Source organism: Pseudomonas anuradhapurensis (assembly GCF_014269225.2).
Lineage (GTDB): Bacteria > Pseudomonadota > Gammaproteobacteria > Pseudomonadales > Pseudomonadaceae > Aquipseudomonas > Aquipseudomonas anuradhapurensis.
Map to the genome: position 1 here is coordinate 2,074,684 of NZ_CP077097.1, position 15,427 is coordinate 2,090,110.

Genomic DNA, 15,427 nt, shown 5'->3' on the forward strand with positions numbered 1-15,427 from the left:
GGAGAGAAGAACGATGAAAACCTTGACTGCCCTGTTCACCGCCGCCGCCCTCGCGTTCGGCGCCAACGCCGCCTTCGCCAAGGACGTGCAGCCCGACGAAGTGGTCAAACTGGTCAACGCCAAGACCATCAAGTCGCTGGACGAACTCAAGGCCGCTGCCGTGGCCAAGCACCCGGGCGCCACGGTCACCGACTCCGAGCTGGAAGACGAATACGGTCGCTACATCTACAAGGTCGAGCTGCGCGACAGCCAGAATGTCGAGTGGGATGTCGATCTGGATGCCAAGACCGGTGAAGTCCTCAAGGACGAGCGGGACAACTGATGATTCACCTACCGCGGTCGGCACGCTACCTCGCGCTGGTGCTGCTGGCCGCTTGTTCGCTGGCCATGGCCCGCGACCTTGACCAGGACGAAGCCCTGGAATTGCGCCAGAAGGGGGTCATCCTGCCACTCGAGCATCTGCTGGAAACTGCCCTGGGGCGTCACCCCGGGGCACGCCTGCTGGAGGCCGAACTGGAAGAGGATGACGATCGCTATGCCTATGAAGTCGAGTTGCTGACGGTTGAAGGTGTGGTGCGCGAGGTCAAGCTCGATGCCAGCACCGGCACGCTGCTCAAGGATGAGGAAGACGACTGAATGCGCCTGTTGCTAGTCGAAGATAACGTGCCGCTGGCCGATGAACTGACCAGCGCACTGCAACGCCAGGGCTACGCTGTCGACTGGCTGGCCGATGGGCGTGATGCCGTGTACCAGGGGCAGAGCGAACCGTACGACCTGATCATCCTCGACCTGGGCTTGCCGGGCTTGCCGGGCCTTGAGGTGCTGGCGCAGTGGCGCGCTGCCGGCCTGGCCACACCGGTGTTGATCCTTACCGCGCGCGGCTCCTGGGCCGAGCGTATCGAAGGGCTGAAGGCCGGGGCCGATGACTACCTGAGCAAACCGTTTCACCCCGAAGAGCTGCAATTGCGCATCCAGGCGTTGCTGCGCCGTGCCCGTGGCCTGGCCAACCAACCGACGCTGGAGGCGGCCGGCCTGCACCTGGACGAAAGTCGCCAATGCGTCAGCCGCGACGGCGTGGATATCCAGCTGACCGCCGCCGAGTTCCGCCTGCTGCGCTATTTCATGCTGCATCCGCAGCAGATCCTGTCCAAGAGCCACCTGGCCGAGCATCTTTACGACGGCGAAACCGAGCGCGATTCCAACGTGCTGGAAGTGCACGTCAACCATTTGCGGCGCAAGCTCGGCCGCAGCGTCATCGAGACTCGCCGTGGGCAAGGCTATATCTATGCCGGGAGCAGCGCGTGAAGTCGATCCAGGCGCGCCTTAGCCTGGGCCTGGTGGCGGTGCTGGTGGTGGTTGGCCTGGTGCTGGCGCAACTGACCCTGTGGCTGTTCGAGGCTGGCCTGCAGCGTTACCTGGAAAACGGCCTGCGCAAGGAAAGCGAGAACCTGCTGGTCGCCCTGGTGCGCGGACCTTCCGGCCTGCAGCTGGATGAGCGGCGTATCTCGGCGGCTTACCAGCGGCCGTTTTCCGGCTACTACTTCCGCATCGATTTCGATAAAGGTACTTGGCGTTCTCGCTCGCTGTGGGACCTGGACATGCCCAAACCTGCTGCGCCGGGTCTTTCCGACAGCCACCAACTGGGGCCGGAAGGTCAGCAATTGCTGGCCTTGCGCGCCGATTACCGGCGCCTGGGGCAGGACATCTCGATCAGCGTGGCACAGGACTATTCGCCGGTCCGCGACGGTTTCCGGCGCATGCAGCAGATCGGCCTGGGCATGGGCCTGGTGGCACTGGTTCTGGTGCTGGTGTTGCAACGCATCACCGTGACCCGCTCGCTGCGGCCACTGGAGCGCGCGCGTCAGCAGATCGCCCAGTTGCAGCAGGGCCAGCGCTCGCAGCTGGATGCCGAGGTGCCCAGCGAACTGGCGCCACTGGTGGGGCAGATCAACCATTTGTTGCAGCATACCGAAGACAGCCTGCGCCGCTCGCGCAATGCATTGGGCAACCTTGGCCATGCGCTGAAGACGCCGCTGGCGGTGCTGCTGAGCCTGGCCGCCAGCGAGCGGTTGAACGCATTGCCCGAGGTTCGCGCGCAGATGCGTGAGCAACTGGAGCAGATCCAGCAACGCCTGGCGCGCGAACTGAACCGGGCAAGGTTGGCGGGTGACGCGCTGCCGGGTGCGCAGTTCGACTGTGACGCCGAATTGCCGGGGCTGCTGGCGACGCTGGGGCTGATTCATGGTGAGGGCTTGTTGCTGGCCAGCGATGTACCGTCCGGGCTGTTGCTGCCATGGGACCGCGAGGACTTCCTCGAATTGCTCGGCAACCTGCTGGACAATGCCTGCAAGTGGGCTGACAGCGAGGTGCGCCTGGGCATTGCGGTGGATGCCGAGGGCTACCGGTTGTGGGTCGATGACGATGGCCCGGGCATCCCCGACAGCCAGCGGCAACAGGTGCTGGAGCGCGGGTCGCGGCTGGACGAGCAGGTTGACGGGCATGGCCTGGGGTTGGGCATCGTGCGCGATATCATCGAAGCCTGGGGCGGGCGCCTGGCGCTGCTGGAGAGCCCGTTGGGTGGGCTGCGAGTCAGCATCGACCTGCCGCGCAAGGCTCGATAATGCCGGCGCGGCTTGCCGGCCCAGGTAGAGCGCTGACTTTGGATCGATGCGAAACGTGTAGGAGCGGCTTCAGCCGCGATCACCGGCAAAGCTGGTGCCATCCACCGCGTCGCCTGCATCGCGGATAAAATCCGCTCCTACGGGGCGAATCGATGGGCTGTGATATCACCAATGCAAAAAAATTGCAGTACAGCCGCATTTTTTTGAATTAGCCCAACCTCAACCTGCCCGGCAAAATCCCCTGCACGAAACCGGCCGTCAGTACCGGGCTTTCTTTCCTACCAGAAAAACCAAAGATCCTGATTATCTAAATGTCTGCCTCGCGTTCCGAAAGTCGTCTGCAGCGGCTGTTGCCTGCGCCGCTGAATATTCCCCCCAGAGAATGGTTGCGTGCCGCTATCGGTGCATTGCTCGGCCTGTTCCTCGCCGGTTGGCTGACCAGCATGGCCTTTGGCCCGGGCATCGCCTTGCACCTGCTCGGCCCGCTGGCGGCTTCGGCGGTGCTGGTGTTCGCCGTGCATTCCGGCCCGTTGGCCCAGCCCTGGCCGGTGCTGGGCAGCTACGCCGTGGCCGGTGCGGTCGGCCTGGCCATGCGCCAGGGCTTCGGCGCGGAGTTGTGGGTGGCCGCCGCTGCCCTGGGCGTCTCGATCCTGGTGATGTGCCTGCTGCGCTGCCTGCACCCACCGGGTGGCGGCGTGGCGCTGAGCGCGGTGCTGGCCGACTCGGGGCTGACCGCGATGGGCGATCGGCTTCTGGAGCCGGTGCTGCTCAATGCGCTGATCCTGATCACAGTGGCGATCCTCTACAACCGCCTGACCGGCGTGCGTTACCCGAAAGGCGCCGCGCCGCGCAAGGACCTGCACCATACCCATGACCCGCTGCCCAGCGAGCGGGTCGGCATCCGTGGCGAAGACCTGGACCAGGCACTGGAAGAACTGGGCGAGTTCGTCGACGTCACCCGTGACGAACTGGAACGCATCATCCTGGCCACCGAACAGCACGCCCTGCAGCGCAGCCTCGGCGGCATCACCGCCGCTTCGGTCATGTCCCGCGATGTTCAGTTCGCCTCGCCCGATACCACCCTGGAGCAGGCCTGGCAGATGCTGGCCAGCCATCACCTGAAAACCCTGCCGGTGCTGCAGCACGGCAAGCTGGTGGGCATCGTCAGCCTCAGCGACCTGGTCGGCCCGGCCATGCAGCGGGGCCGCTTCAGTTGGCGCGGCTGGTTCGGCCGCAAGGCGGTGCGCATGGAGCAGATAATGAGCCGCCGGGTCATCAGCGTCAGCAGCCAGCACCCGCTGGAGCGGTTGCTGCCGTTGCTGTGCGAGCAGGGCCTGCACTGCCTGCCGGTGCTGGAAGCCGACCAGCTGGTGGGGGTGATCACCCAGACCGACCTGATCGCCGGCCTCAAGCGCCAGTTGCTCAGCCGAACCGAAGCTTCAGATCAGCGGGTCCCAGCGTTGTGACCAGTCGCTGGCGCCGGCGGCTACCAGCCGGCGCAGGATGGCGAAGGCTTGTTGCAGGGCCTCGCTGTCCCGTTTGCGCGGGTACACCAGATAGGTCGGGTAGGTGAATTCCGGCGCTTGCGGTACCCGCTCGAACACCCCGCTGTCCAGGTAGGCTTGCACGACCCGGGTGCGGAAGTAGCCACTGCCGCCCTGGTCGAGAATGAACTGCAACGCCAGCGGCCCCAGGTTGAAACTCAGCGCCGGGCGTGCGCAATCGGGCAGGGCGGCATCGTGCTGGCGGCGGAAGGCTTCGCCCCAGTCGATGTAGATGTACGGCTCGGGGCGGTCGACCCGGCGCACGCGGATCAGCTTTTCTTCCATCAACTGCTCTACCTGCAGCCCCGGGCCATAGGTCGGCTGGTAGACCAGCGCGGCATCCAGCAGGCCCATTTCAACCTTGCGCAGCAGCGACTCGCCGTCGCTCACCTCGCTGCGGATGGCATGGCTGGGGAGCTCTTGGTGCAGGGCACTGACCCAGTCGAGCATCATCGGGTTGCCCAGGCTCACTTCACCGCCTACATGCAGCACCTGCTGGCAGCCTTGCGGCAGCGGCAGGTCGCGGCGCGCCGCTTCCCAGGTTTGCACCAGCTGGTTGGCGTAGCTGACAAAAGCCTCGCCGTCGCTGGTCAGGCTGGCGCCGTTGCGGCTGCGCACGAACAGCTGGCAACCCAGTTGCTGCTCGAGGCGCTGGACACGGGCGGTAATTGCCGTCTGTGACACGAACAGACGTTCGGCGGCGGCAACCAGGCTGCCGCAACGCACGATTTCCAGAAAGGTTCGGGCCTGATCGATGTCCATGCACTGCTCGTGGGTTGAAGGGGTGGCCTATTCTAGAGGCTTTGCACTGTTATGGGGCGCTTTTGCGCTGTCTGCAAATTTGCAGGTCGGTTGTGACTTTAGTCCCATGGCGGTGCCGCTGCAGCGGTCCATACTCAGGTTTCGCCCTTCAATAACAACAAGTACCGGGTATTCCTCGATATGAGCTACCAGCACAGCTACGCCCATTCCATTTCCGACCCTGCCGCATTCTGGGCGGAACAGGCCGCGCACCTGGCCTGGCACCGCAAGCCAGCCCTGACCTTGCAAACCAACGCCGACGGTACCCACCGCTGGTTCGCCGATGGCCGCCTGAACAGCTGCTACCTGGCCCTCGATCACCAGATCGAGCAAGGCCGCGGCGAGCAGTTGGCGCTGATCTACGATTCGCCAGTGACCGGCGCGCAGCAGGCCTACACCTATCATCAGTTGCGTGACGAGGTGGCACGCCTGGCCGGTTTGCTGCGCCAGCTGGGGGTGAACAAGGGCGATGGGGTGATCATCTACATGCCCATGGTGCCGCAGGCGGCCATGGCCATGCTGGCCTGTGCGCGGATCGGAGCGGTGCATTCGGTGGTGTTCGGTGGCTTTGCCGCCAACGAACTGGCCTTGCGCATCGACGATGCCCGGCCAACCTTGCTGCTGACGGCCTCCTGCGGGCTGGAGTTCGACCGGGTGATCGCCTACAAGCCGCTGGTCGACCGCGCCCTGCAGCTGGCCCGCCACCAGCCGCGCAAGGTGCTGGTGCTGCAACGGCCGCAAGCCCGCGCCGAGCTGCAAGTGGGTCGTGACCTGGACTGGCAGGCGGCATTGGCGCAGGCCGAGCCGGTGCCACCGGTGGAGCTGGATGCGGGCGACCCGCTGTACATCATGTATACCTCGGGCACCACCGGCAAACCCAAAGGCATCGTGCGGGAAAACGGCGGCAACGCCGTGGCGCTGTGCTATGCCATGCGCCATATCTACGGCATGCAGGCGGGCGACGTGTGGTGGGGGATTTCCGATGTCGGCTGGGTAGTTGGCCATTCGCTGATCGTCTATGGGCCGCTGATGAGTGGCTGCACCACGGTGTTCTACGAAGGCAAGCCGATCCGCACCCCGGACGCTTCGGCCTACTGGCGGGTGGTGGAGCAGTACAAGGTCAATGCCCTGTTCTGTGCGCCCACCGCCATGCGCGCCATCCGCAAGGAAGACCCGGATGGCGAACTGATCCGCAAGCACGACCTGAGCTCGCTGCGCCAGTTGTTCCTGGCGGGCGAGAAACTCGATTCCAGCACCCACGAATGGTTGGAACGGGTCACTGGCAAGCCGGTGCACGACCACTGGTGGCAGACCGAGACCGGCTGGCCGGTCACCGCGCCCTGCGTCGGGCTGGAGGGCAGCGCGGCGAAGCCGGGGTCCAGCAACCGGGCGGTGCCGGGCTACCACGTGCAGGTGCTGGATGACGAGGGGCATTTGCTGGGGCCGAACCACCAGGGCTCGATCGTCATTGCCCTGCCGCTGCCACCCGGCTGCAGCCAGACGCTATGGGGCGACCACGAGCGCTACCTGCAGGCCTACCTGCGCACCTATCCGGGGTACTACCACACCGGCGATGGCGGGTACCTGGACGACGACGGCTTCGTCTACATCATGGGGCGCACGGATGACGTGATCAACGTGTCCGGGCATCGGCTGTCCACCGGCGAGATGGAGGACCTGGTGGCGCGTCATCCGGCAGTGGCCGAGTGCGCCGTAATCGGCGTGCATGACGAAATCAAGGGGCAGGTGCCACTGGCCCTGGTGGTGCTCAAGGATGGCGAGGGCATTGCCGAGGCACAGTTGCTGGTGGAGCTGGTGGGCAGCGTGCGCGAAGAGATTGGCGCATTGGCCTGCTTCAACCGGGTGCGGCTGGTGAAGCGGCTGCCCAAGACCCGCTCGGGGAAGATCCTGCGGGCCGTGTTGCGCAAGATTGCCGACGGGCAGGACTACGTGCCGCCTTCGACCTTGGATGACCCGGCGGTGCTCGGGGAGATCGAAGCGGTGCTGGCGGACTTGCCCAGGGCTGGCTGATCCTGTGACGTTGCGGGTCTCCTCGCGGGTGCATCCGCGAGGAGACCTGTCAGGCAACTCGATCCTGGGGCCCAAGCTGATGCAACTGCCCCAGCCGGCTGCGGGTGCGCATCAGGTCGGCAAGTGGCCCATCCAGGCTCTCTTCCAGCGGCCGTTTAGCGATCACTATCACTTGCCGGTCCTGGTCATACAGCACATCCACCAGGTTGACCAAACGCTGCTGCGCCGCCAGCGAGCATTGCGAAAGATCGTCCAGCCCATCGATGACCCATTCATCGTATCGCTCGGCCAGTACCAGGTAGTCGATAACCGCCGTGGCGTGCTCGCACAGGTCTGCAAAGGCAAACACCACCCGCCGGCCATCGCTGGCCAGCGCGCGCAACGGGCGCTTGTTCACCTCCAGCATCAGCGGCTGTTGTTGCGGAACCCCGAGCGCCTGGCGTTGTGCCGCCGTGCCTGGCCAGGCATAGCAACCACGGGTGAAGCGCTGATGTTCGCGGTTTGCCGGCAGGCTGCGGAAGTCGGTGTCACCGCTGACCTCGAGCACTGTCATCGAGCTGTTGATCAGGCGGATCACCGGCAGGAACCGCTCATGGTACAACGGGTTGGGCAGCAACCCTTCGGGGGCATAATTGGACGTTACCAGCAACCACACCCCACGGCTGAACAGGGCGTTGAACAAGCGCGTGAGCAACATCGCATCGCCAATGTCATGCACGTGGAACTCGTCGAAGCACAGCACCCGGCAGCCGCCCAGCAGTTCGTCGAGGGTCGCGCCCAGCGCATCATCCAGCGCGCGGTGGCGGTGCATGCCCTGGTGCAGGCGGGCAAAGAAGTCATGGAAATGCAGGCGTTGCTTGGCCGCTACCGGCACGGCCTGGAAGAAACCATCGAGCAACCAGCTCTTGCCGCGCCCCACCGGGCCGTACAGGTACAGGCTGCGCGGTTGGCCTTGTTCGAGCTGTGCCAGTTGCCCGGCCATGCATTGGATTACCCGGCGCTGGCCGTCGCTGAGCTGATAACCGCGGCTGCGTGCCTGCTCTTCGAACCAGCCGAGCAGCTCGCTCTGGGGGGCGGTGTCACGCAAGCGCCGGCCGAGCTGGCGTAACGGGGCAGGAATCCAGGCAGGCAAAGCGAAGCTCCTTCGGCGATGACGGGGAGCATGCAGCTTGCCCGAGCGCGGCGAGTTTGACCAATACAGAAAGTGCGCGGCAATCATCGCCTGGCGAGATAGGTCGGCGCTGCAGGCGTACAGTGAAGGGGGTAGCAAAGCACGATGCGAGGAGGGGCGAGCATGCAAAGCGACTATGACCTGGAGCGCTTCGTCGAGGCGCAGAACCGGGTGTATGGCCAGGTGATGCAGGAGCTGCAGGCCGGGCACAAGCGCAGCCACTGGATGTGGTATGTGTTTCCACAGCTCGATGGCCTGGGCCGCAGCGCCATGGCCGAGCGGTATGCGTTGGCCGGGATCGACGCAGCCCGAGCCTACCTGGCCCACCCCTTGCTGGGGCCGCGGCTGCAAGCTTGCGTTACCGCGCTGCTGCAACATGGCGACAAGAGTGCCAGGGCCATGCTCGGCAGCCCGGATGACCTCAAGCTGCGTTCGTGCCTGACCCTGTTCGCCCGGGCGGCGCCCGACAACCCGTTGTTCCAGCAGGCACTGGTGCAGTTCTATGACGGCGAGCCAGACCCCCTGACGGTGTCCGCCTTGGTGGGTTAGTTCAGGGCTTGCGCTCCAGTTGGCGCTCGATCATGTACTTCACGGCCAGCCGGCGCTCCTTCAGGTGGCGCAGGTCTTCGTCCTCGAAGTTGCCGGCCGAGATCGACTCGGCGGCCAGCACCTGGTTGTCGATGTCCATGTACTCGTCGAGCAGCCGGTCCAGCGCCTTGTCCTGCTGGCGGCGTTGCTGGACGATTTCGCGCGGGTAGTGCAGGTCCTGGTAAAGATCGTGTGAAACAGGCATGGGAGTCCTCCATGGTCAATGCAGTTGCCTCATCTGATTGGAAGGGAGGAATGCGATTGTGTTGAAGCGAGGCGGGGGGAAAGCGACGGATGGTCGCCGTGGGCAACGCGAAAATGACTAACTCGCTGTTTTCTGGCAATTTTTTTTCTTCAGGGGGTTCACAGACCGAAAGTTTGTTGTTAAAGTGCCGCGCATTCCAAGACAACAACCCAGTTGTCACTCAGTTGGAATTGTCAGAGCAGCAAACGCTGCATCCGATACAGGGGCGTCGCCAAGCGGTAAGGCAGCAGGTTTTGATCCTGCCATGCGTTGGTTCGAATCCAGCCGCCCCTGCCATTTTCTTGCTTCAAATATATTTCGGTCCGGTGCTTGAATGATCAGCGCCGGGCTTTGCCGTTTCTGCCTTTTGCACGTCCGTGTAGGCGCGGCCTTGTGTCGCGATGGGCTGCGCAGCAGCCCCAGGATTCAGATGTAGGGCAGATTGCCAAGGGGCTGCTGGCGCAGCCCATCGCGACACAAGGCCGCTCCTACACGGTCTTGGTCACCAGCATCTCGTTCAGCACCCGGGCCAGTTCATCGGCTTGTACCGGCTTCTGGACCACCAGGCTGTTCGGCAACTCCAGCCCCTGCAATTCCGCGTAACCGGTAAGCAGTACCACCGGCAGGTGCGGATACCGTTCGCGTGCGGCCAAGGCCAGTTGTGCACCGTTGAACTCGGGCATGGCGAAATCGCTCAGCAGCAAGTCGATCTGCTCATCCAGCAAGGCCAGGGCCTGTTCGCCGCTGTGAGCCTGGCGCACCTGGTAGCCATACTGGCGTAGCACGTCGCCAAGCATGTCGCGCACCAGGTGGTCGTCATCCACCAGCAGTATCGTCTGGTTGCCGCCGCTTGCGCTGATCGAGTGGCTGAGCCGCGGCGGCAGCGGTTCATTCACCACTTGATCCTTGACCGCCGGCAGGTACACCGCCACCTGCGTGCCACGCCCCGGCACGGTGTCGATGTGCACGCCACCACCTGACTGCTTGGCGAAGCCGAATACCTGGGCCAGGCCCAGGCCGGAACCCTTGCCGATGTCCTTGGTGGTGAAGAATGGCTCGAATACCTTGGCCAGCACCTCTTCGCTCATGCCGCAGCCGGTATCGCCGATGCTTAGCACCACGTACTCGCCCGGGTCCGGGTCTTCGGGGCGTTGCGGGCGGGCGTCAACACGGCCGTTACGGGTCGACAGGGTCAGTTGGCCACCGTCAGGCATGGCGTCGCGGGCGTTGATCGCCAGGTTGAGGATGATCATCTCGGTCTGGGTCGGGTCGGTCAGTGCCTGCCACAGGCAGGGCTCCAGGTCCAGGCGCACCGAGACATTGCCGCCCAGTGTGCGGCGCAGTAATTCCTCAAGGCCGGCCAGGGTCCGGTTGAGGTCCAACGGCACTGGCTCCAGACGCTGACGGCGGGAGAACGCCAGCAGCTGCGAGGTCAGCTTGGCACCGCGTTCGCCAGCTTCGCGGATGTGCGTGAGGCGGGTGCGGGCCTTGTCTACATCGCCCTTGGCCAGGTCGCGTTCGAGGAAGCTGGCTCCGGTGAGAATCACCGTCAGCAGGTTGTTGAAGTCGTGGGCTACGCCAGCAGTCAGTTGGCCGACCGCTTCCAGGCGCTGCATCTGTTGCAGCGCAGCCTCGATACGTTCGCGTTCGTCGATCTGTTCGCGCAGGCGCGCGTTGGCTTCAGCCAGGCCCATGGCCGCCTCGCGCTCGCTGGTGATGTCGCGCGCCACCACATACAGCAGGGTATCTTCCGGTACCACCACCCACGACAGCCAGCGCTGCTGGCCGCCAGCATGCAGGACTCGGCCGACGAAGCGGGCACTGGTGCGGCCATGGGCGAGGGCGGCCAGTTCGGTGAGCAACAGTTCCTGGTCGGGCTCGGGCAGCAGGTGCAGTAGCGACGACTGGCTCAGGCGCTCGCGGGAAAAGCCCAGGCTGGCCTCCCAGGCGGGGTTCAATGCAACCGGGGTCAGGTCCTTGTTGAGCACTGCCAGCAGGTCCTGCGACAGCTCCCAGGCGCGGTCGCGTTCGCGGGTACGGCGCTCGACCCGTTCACCGAGCATCTCGTTGAGCTGACGCAACGCCTGGGTGGCCAGGCGCTGGGTATGGATGTCCTGCAGCACACCGGAAAAGCGCACGCACTGGTCGTCGACGAACTGGCTCTGGCCGCTGCTGAGCAACCAGCGCGGCTCCCGGCCATCGGGCTGGGCGATGCGAAATTCCACTCGGTACTGGCCACCGCTTTCCGGGCGCATGGCGCGGTCTACCGCTTCGCGCACCAGCGGCAGGTCGTCGGGGTAGATGCCGGCATAGAACACGTCCAGGGTCATCTCGGTGCTGGTGGGCAGGCCGAACAGGGTCTTGCAGCGGTCATCCCAGAGCAACAGGCCTTCTTGCGGGCGCATGTCCCAGGTGCCCATGCCGGCCGCGTCGATGGCAAAGCGCGCACGTGCCTCGACGTCGGCCAGGGCTTCTTCGGCGCGACGCCGGCGCTGGCGCTCCTGCACCTCGGTCAGGGCCCGGCGCACCGCCTTGGGCAGCAGGGGCAGGTTCTTCTTCAGCACATAATCGGTGGCACCCAGGCGGATCATTTCCACCGCATGCTCTTCGCCGTAGATGCCGGACAGGAAAATGAACGGGATGTCCGGTGCCAGGCGCTGGGCAATCGCCAGCACTTCAGTGCCGGACGAGCCCGGCAACACGCAGTCGCACAGGATCAGGTCGTAGCGGGCCTCGCGCAGGGCGTGCTCTACGCCAACATGGTCGAATACCAGTTGCGCCTGCACATGCAGCCCGCTGCGCTCCAGGCGCATCAGGGTCAGCTCGGCATCCATCGAGCTGTCCTCGACCATCAACAGTTTCAGCGGCATCGGCTGCATCGTCGCGGCGGCCTCAATTGCTGCCACGCCGGGGCAGGCGCAGCGAGCCGGGGGGTGGTTCATTGAGGACTGCCCAGAATATCCCCAGGTCGGAAATGGCGGCGACGAATTCCTTGAACTCCACTGGCTTGACCACGTAGGCGTTCACCCCCAGCTCGTAGGCGCGCAACAAGTCGGGTTCTTCACGCGAGGAGGTCAGCATCACCGTCGGGATGCTGCGCAGTTCGGGGGTGGTGCGCACTTCCTTGAGCACTTCCAGGCCGTCGACCTTCGGCAGTTTCAGGTCCAGCAGCAGCACGGCGGGGTTGCCATCGTCACGTTCGGCGTAGGCATTGCGGCGCAGCAGATAGTCCAGCGCCTCGGCACCGTCACGCAGCACGATGACTTCGTTGGCCAACTGGCTGCGCTCCAGCGCCAGGAGGGTCAGCTCCAGGTCGCGTGGGTTGTCTTCGACCAGCAGGATGGGTTTGAGCATGTAGCGGTGCCTCAGGTAGTCGCGGGATGACGCGGGAGGGTGAAGTGGAAGGTGGCGCCCTGGTCGATCTTGCCATGCGCCCAGACCCGGCCGTCGTGACGTTCGATAATGCGCCGCACGCTCGCCAGGCCGATTCCGGTACCTTCGAAATCTTCCATGCGGTGCAGGCGCTGGAATACGCCGAACAGCTTGTTGGCATAGGCCATGTCGAAGCCCACGCCGTTGTCGCGAATGCAGATCTCGGTTTCGTCCGGGTGCTGCACGGCGCTGATGCCGATGCGCGCCGGGGTGCGGCCGCGGGTGTACTTGATGGCGTTGGCCAGCAGGTTGTGCAAGGCCAGGTTGATGAAGGCCGGGTCACCGATCACCTTGGGCAATGGCGCGACGTCCCAGACGATTTCGCGGCCTTCATAGTCGGGCGCCAGCTCGCTGCGAACGGCTTCGACCAACGCGTTGAGGTCGACGTCCGACAGGCGCAGGGCGGAGCGGCCCATCTGCGAGAAGTTGAGCAGGTTGTCGACCAGGCTGCCGGCAAAGTGTGCGGCCTCGCCGATGTGTTGCAGGAAGCGCTTGCCACGCTCGCTCAGGCTCTGCTCTTCGATTTCGCCGAGCAGTTCGGTGTAGCCGGCAATATGCCGCAAGGGCGCCCGCAGGTCGTGCGACACGCTGTAGGAGAAGGCTTCGAGCTCCTTGTTCGAACGGCGCAGCTCGCTGGCCAGTTGCGCCAGTTCCTCGGCCTTGCGCAGGACGATGCCGAGCACGGCGGTGCGCAGCTCCAGCACGCCTTCGACAAGCAGCGGCTGCCAGGGCTCGCAGTAGCCGCGCAGCTGTTCCTGCCAGCGCTCGAAACTGTGGCGCGGGTCGAGGTTGCCCTGTGGCCCGACCTGCTTGCTCGGCTGCCCGGCCCAGTTCACCGTGCGCACCTGCTCGGGGCGGAACCACAGCAGGTAATGCGAGTGAATCTGGGAAATCGCCACTGCCAGCACGCCACCGGCATGAGCCGCGAGCTCGGGCAGTTCGTCGATGTCGCGCTGCAGGTTGTCGCTGTGGAAGACGGTCTCTTCGCCTCGTTGCGTCAGCCAGTGCACCAGTGCGGTGACCTGCGCGGCGGGTGGGGTCTTGCCGATCAGGTCGCAACGTTCGGCCGAGATGACCGCAGCCCCCTGGGCCCCCGCGAACGCCAGCAACACGTCGGGCAAATCGTGTAGCCCGTCGCTGACGCTGTCGTGGTCGGCCATCGACGAAATCATGCGCACGATGTGCTGGCGTAGCTCCAGCAGCTGGCGCGTTTTGGCGTGGGACTCGCGCGATTCGATCTGCAACGACAGCACGCTGGCCAGCAGCTCGCAGGCCGTGCGGGTGCGCAGGTCCACCGGGCGCGGTTGCTGGTGGTGGCAGGAAATCAGCCCCCACAATTGCCCATCGACCACGATCGACAGCGACATCGAGGCCAGGGTGCCCATGTTGCGCATGTATTGCAGGTGCACCGGCGATACGCTGCGCAGCGCGGCAAAGCTCAGGTCCAGTGACTTGCCGGTACGCGGGTTGGCAGCAGGCAGCAGCGGCGAGGGCTGGTAGTTGGCGTCCTCGATCACGCGGATGCGGTTGACCCGGTACAGCTCGCGCGCCTGGCGTGGGATATCGGCGGCCGGGAAACACAGCCCCAGATAGCTGGGGTAGCCCGGGTCGGCGACTTCGGCCAGCACCTGGCCGTTGCCTTCAGCGTCGAAACGGTAGGCCTTGACCCGGCCAAAGCCAGTGATGCGCTTGAGTTGCAGCACGGTTTGCTGCAGCAGCTCTTCAAGGCTGCTGGCCTGGTGCAGGCGACCGACGAAGCTGCGCACCAGCGGGTAGTAATCGCCCTGCCCGGCAAGGTCCGCCGGCAGCCGCGGGGGCTCGAATTCGGCAATCAGCACCTGGTCATGACGGTGTGCCAGCAGGTGCAGCTTGTCGCTGTACGGTGCACCCCGGCGCAGCTGCACGTCACCGATATGGAACGGAAACACCTCGTCCTCGGGCAGGCGGGCCAAGTGCAGGCGCAGGTCGAATTCACCACTGACCAGCTCGGCGAAGCTGCAGCCAGTCATTTCCCTGGCGGGTATGCCCAGCCATTGCTCGACATTTTCACTGGCCTGAAGCACGCGCAGATCGGCTTCGTCCAGCACCAGCAGAAACCCTTGAGGCTGGATGCTGCCAGGTAGCTGGATCGGCTCCTGGGCACAGCGTTCAAGGGCCTGGGTGAGCGTGCTATCTGCAGTCATCGATGAAACGCTCCTGTCATGTCTGTCCATGCGTACGGTATGCCTGGTGCAGGATGAGAGTGGTTCACCCTAACAGATTATCCGCAGCAGTGCCGGCCTTGAGCATTGGAGGCCTGAAGTGGCGGTGGGTTCTACGTCACGCCGGCTGTTTTCATCGCGGGCATATCGCTTTGTTGCTAACACAAAAAAATGGCTGTATGCCACCACGGTGATGTCAACTCGCTGCTACGCTCAGCTCTGCACACATCGACAAGGATAATCAAGGTGACGGAGCGCTTCCTGCCCGTGCTGTTGGGCCTGATGCTGAGCACCAGCGCCACGGCGACGGACTTCCTGGTGGAGGTACGCGTGCTGGTGCAGCGCGGCTGCATGCTGGTCGGCCAACCGCGCGACGCTGGCGGCCAGGCGCTGGGGCTTGTCGACCTGGGCGCAGCAGCACGCCTCGACGGCCCCGGCGCGCCGCTCAGCGGTGCGCTGCTGAGCCAGCGCCCGCCACGTCTGGAGTGCAATCCACAGACCCCGTATCAGGTGCGCGTCGACGGTGGTCAGCATGGCGGTATCGGCGAGCTGCGTTTTCTCGCCAGCGAAGATGGGCAGGCCCGGCCCATCCCTTACCGGCTGTATCGCGATGCCGCCTGGCGCGAACCGTTAGCGGTGAATGTGGCGCATTCGGCGTGGGTGCCGGACAGCGGCACGGTCGAGCTGCCGTTGTACGCACGCATCGACAAGCTGGCCTGGGTTCCCCCGGCCGGCAGGTATGCCGACCTGCTCAAAGTCACTGTCACCTGGTAGGGAGGCCGCCATGCACAGGA

General features: G+C 64.8%; 14 protein-coding genes and 1 tRNA gene. 9 read left to right on the forward strand and 6 right to left on the reverse strand.

Translation table 11 applies throughout. The annotated features are described in order from the left end of the window. Nucleotides 1–13: 13 nt before the first annotated feature. From HU763_RS09625 to HU763_RS09645, 5 genes are all read left to right on the forward strand, one after another. Complete coding sequence (locus HU763_RS09625; RefSeq protein ID WP_170029238.1) at nt 14–322, forward strand: PepSY domain-containing protein; 309 nt, start codon at nt 14–16, stop codon at nt 320–322. Then, the gene (locus HU763_RS09630) at nt 322–636 is read left to right on the forward strand and encodes a PepSY domain-containing protein (protein ID WP_186684477.1); all 315 of its coding nucleotides are present in this window, start codon (nt 322–324) and stop codon (nt 634–636) included. The genes HU763_RS09625 and HU763_RS09630 overlap by 1 nt, the downstream gene beginning before the upstream one ends. Beyond that, nucleotides 637–1,305 carry a response regulator transcription factor gene (locus HU763_RS09635; RefSeq protein ID WP_186684478.1) on the forward strand — a complete coding sequence of 223 codons (669 nt, stop codon included), beginning with the start codon at nt 637–639 and terminating at the stop codon, nt 1,303–1,305. Beyond that, a complete protein-coding gene (locus HU763_RS09640) occupies nt 1,302–2,621 on the forward strand; it encodes an ATP-binding protein (RefSeq protein WP_170029241.1) in 1,320 nt (439 codons plus the stop codon). The genes HU763_RS09635 and HU763_RS09640 overlap by 4 nt, the downstream gene beginning before the upstream one ends. Before the next feature lie 311 nt (nt 2,622–2,932). Then, complete coding sequence (locus HU763_RS09645; RefSeq protein ID WP_186684479.1) at nt 2,933–4,087, forward strand: HPP family protein; 1,155 nt, start codon at nt 2,933–2,935, stop codon at nt 4,085–4,087. Here HU763_RS09645 and HU763_RS09650 read toward each other — a convergent pair. Beyond that, on the reverse strand, nt 4,061–4,927 hold the full coding sequence (locus HU763_RS09650; RefSeq protein WP_170029243.1) for a LysR family transcriptional regulator: 867 nt from the start codon (nt 4,925–4,927) through the stop codon (nt 4,061–4,063). The genes HU763_RS09645 and HU763_RS09650 overlap by 27 nt on opposite strands. 180 nt (nt 4,928–5,107) lie before the next feature. Here HU763_RS09650 and HU763_RS09655 point away from each other — a divergent pair, with 180 nt between their 5' ends. Further along, entirely contained in the window at nt 5,108–6,997 is a 1,890-nt protein-coding gene (locus HU763_RS09655) for a propionyl-CoA synthetase (protein ID WP_186684480.1), read from the forward strand. Between the two features lie 49 nt (nt 6,998–7,046). On the opposite strand, the gene zapE is transcribed toward HU763_RS09655, so the two are convergent. Next, entirely contained in the window at nt 7,047–8,129 is a 1,083-nt protein-coding gene (gene zapE / locus HU763_RS09660; protein WP_186684482.1) for a cell division protein ZapE, read from the reverse strand. Nucleotides 8,130–8,291: 162 nt separating this feature from the next. Between zapE and HU763_RS09665 the strand changes: the two genes are divergently transcribed. Then, the gene (locus HU763_RS09665) at nt 8,292–8,717 is read left to right on the forward strand and encodes a DUF1810 domain-containing protein (protein WP_186684484.1); all 426 of its coding nucleotides are present in this window, start codon (nt 8,292–8,294) and stop codon (nt 8,715–8,717) included. A 1-nt stretch (nt 8,718) separates the two neighbouring features. Here HU763_RS09665 and HU763_RS09670 read toward each other — a convergent pair whose 3' ends face one another. Continuing rightward, nucleotides 8,719–8,961 (reverse strand): hypothetical protein, encoded by a 243-nt coding sequence (locus HU763_RS09670; protein ID WP_170029248.1) that lies wholly within the window; start codon nt 8,959–8,961, stop codon nt 8,719–8,721. A 261-nt stretch (nt 8,962–9,222) separates the two neighbouring features. Here HU763_RS09670 and HU763_RS09675 point away from each other — a divergent pair. Beyond that, nucleotides 9,223–9,297 (forward strand) — tRNA-Gln (locus HU763_RS09675). Nucleotides 9,298–9,488: 191 nt separating this feature from the next. Here the strand turns inward: HU763_RS09675 and HU763_RS09680 are convergent. The 3 genes from HU763_RS09680 to HU763_RS09690 are packed head-to-tail and all read right to left on the reverse strand — an operon-like array spanning nt 9,489 to nt 14,615. Continuing rightward, nucleotides 9,489–11,879, reverse strand: coding sequence for a response regulator (locus HU763_RS09680; protein WP_186684486.1), 2,391 nt, complete (start codon nt 11,877–11,879; stop codon nt 9,489–9,491). A gap of 13 nt (nt 11,880–11,892) precedes the next feature. Then, nucleotides 11,893–12,354: a response regulator gene (locus tag HU763_RS09685; RefSeq protein ID WP_186684488.1), complete on the reverse strand. Its 462-nt coding sequence runs from the start codon at nt 12,352–12,354 to the stop codon at nt 11,893–11,895. Between the two features lie 11 nt (nt 12,355–12,365). Beyond that, nucleotides 12,366–14,615, reverse strand: a complete 2,250-nt coding sequence (locus HU763_RS09690; protein WP_186684490.1) for an ATP-binding protein — start codon at nt 14,613–14,615, stop codon at nt 12,366–12,368. Nucleotides 14,616–14,879: 264 nt separating this feature from the next. Here HU763_RS09690 and HU763_RS09695 point away from each other — a divergent pair, with 264 nt between their 5' ends. Then, nucleotides 14,880–15,407, forward strand: coding sequence for a Csu type fimbrial protein (locus HU763_RS09695; protein WP_186684492.1), 528 nt, complete (start codon nt 14,880–14,882; stop codon nt 15,405–15,407). Nucleotides 15,408–15,427 lie beyond the last annotated feature (20 nt).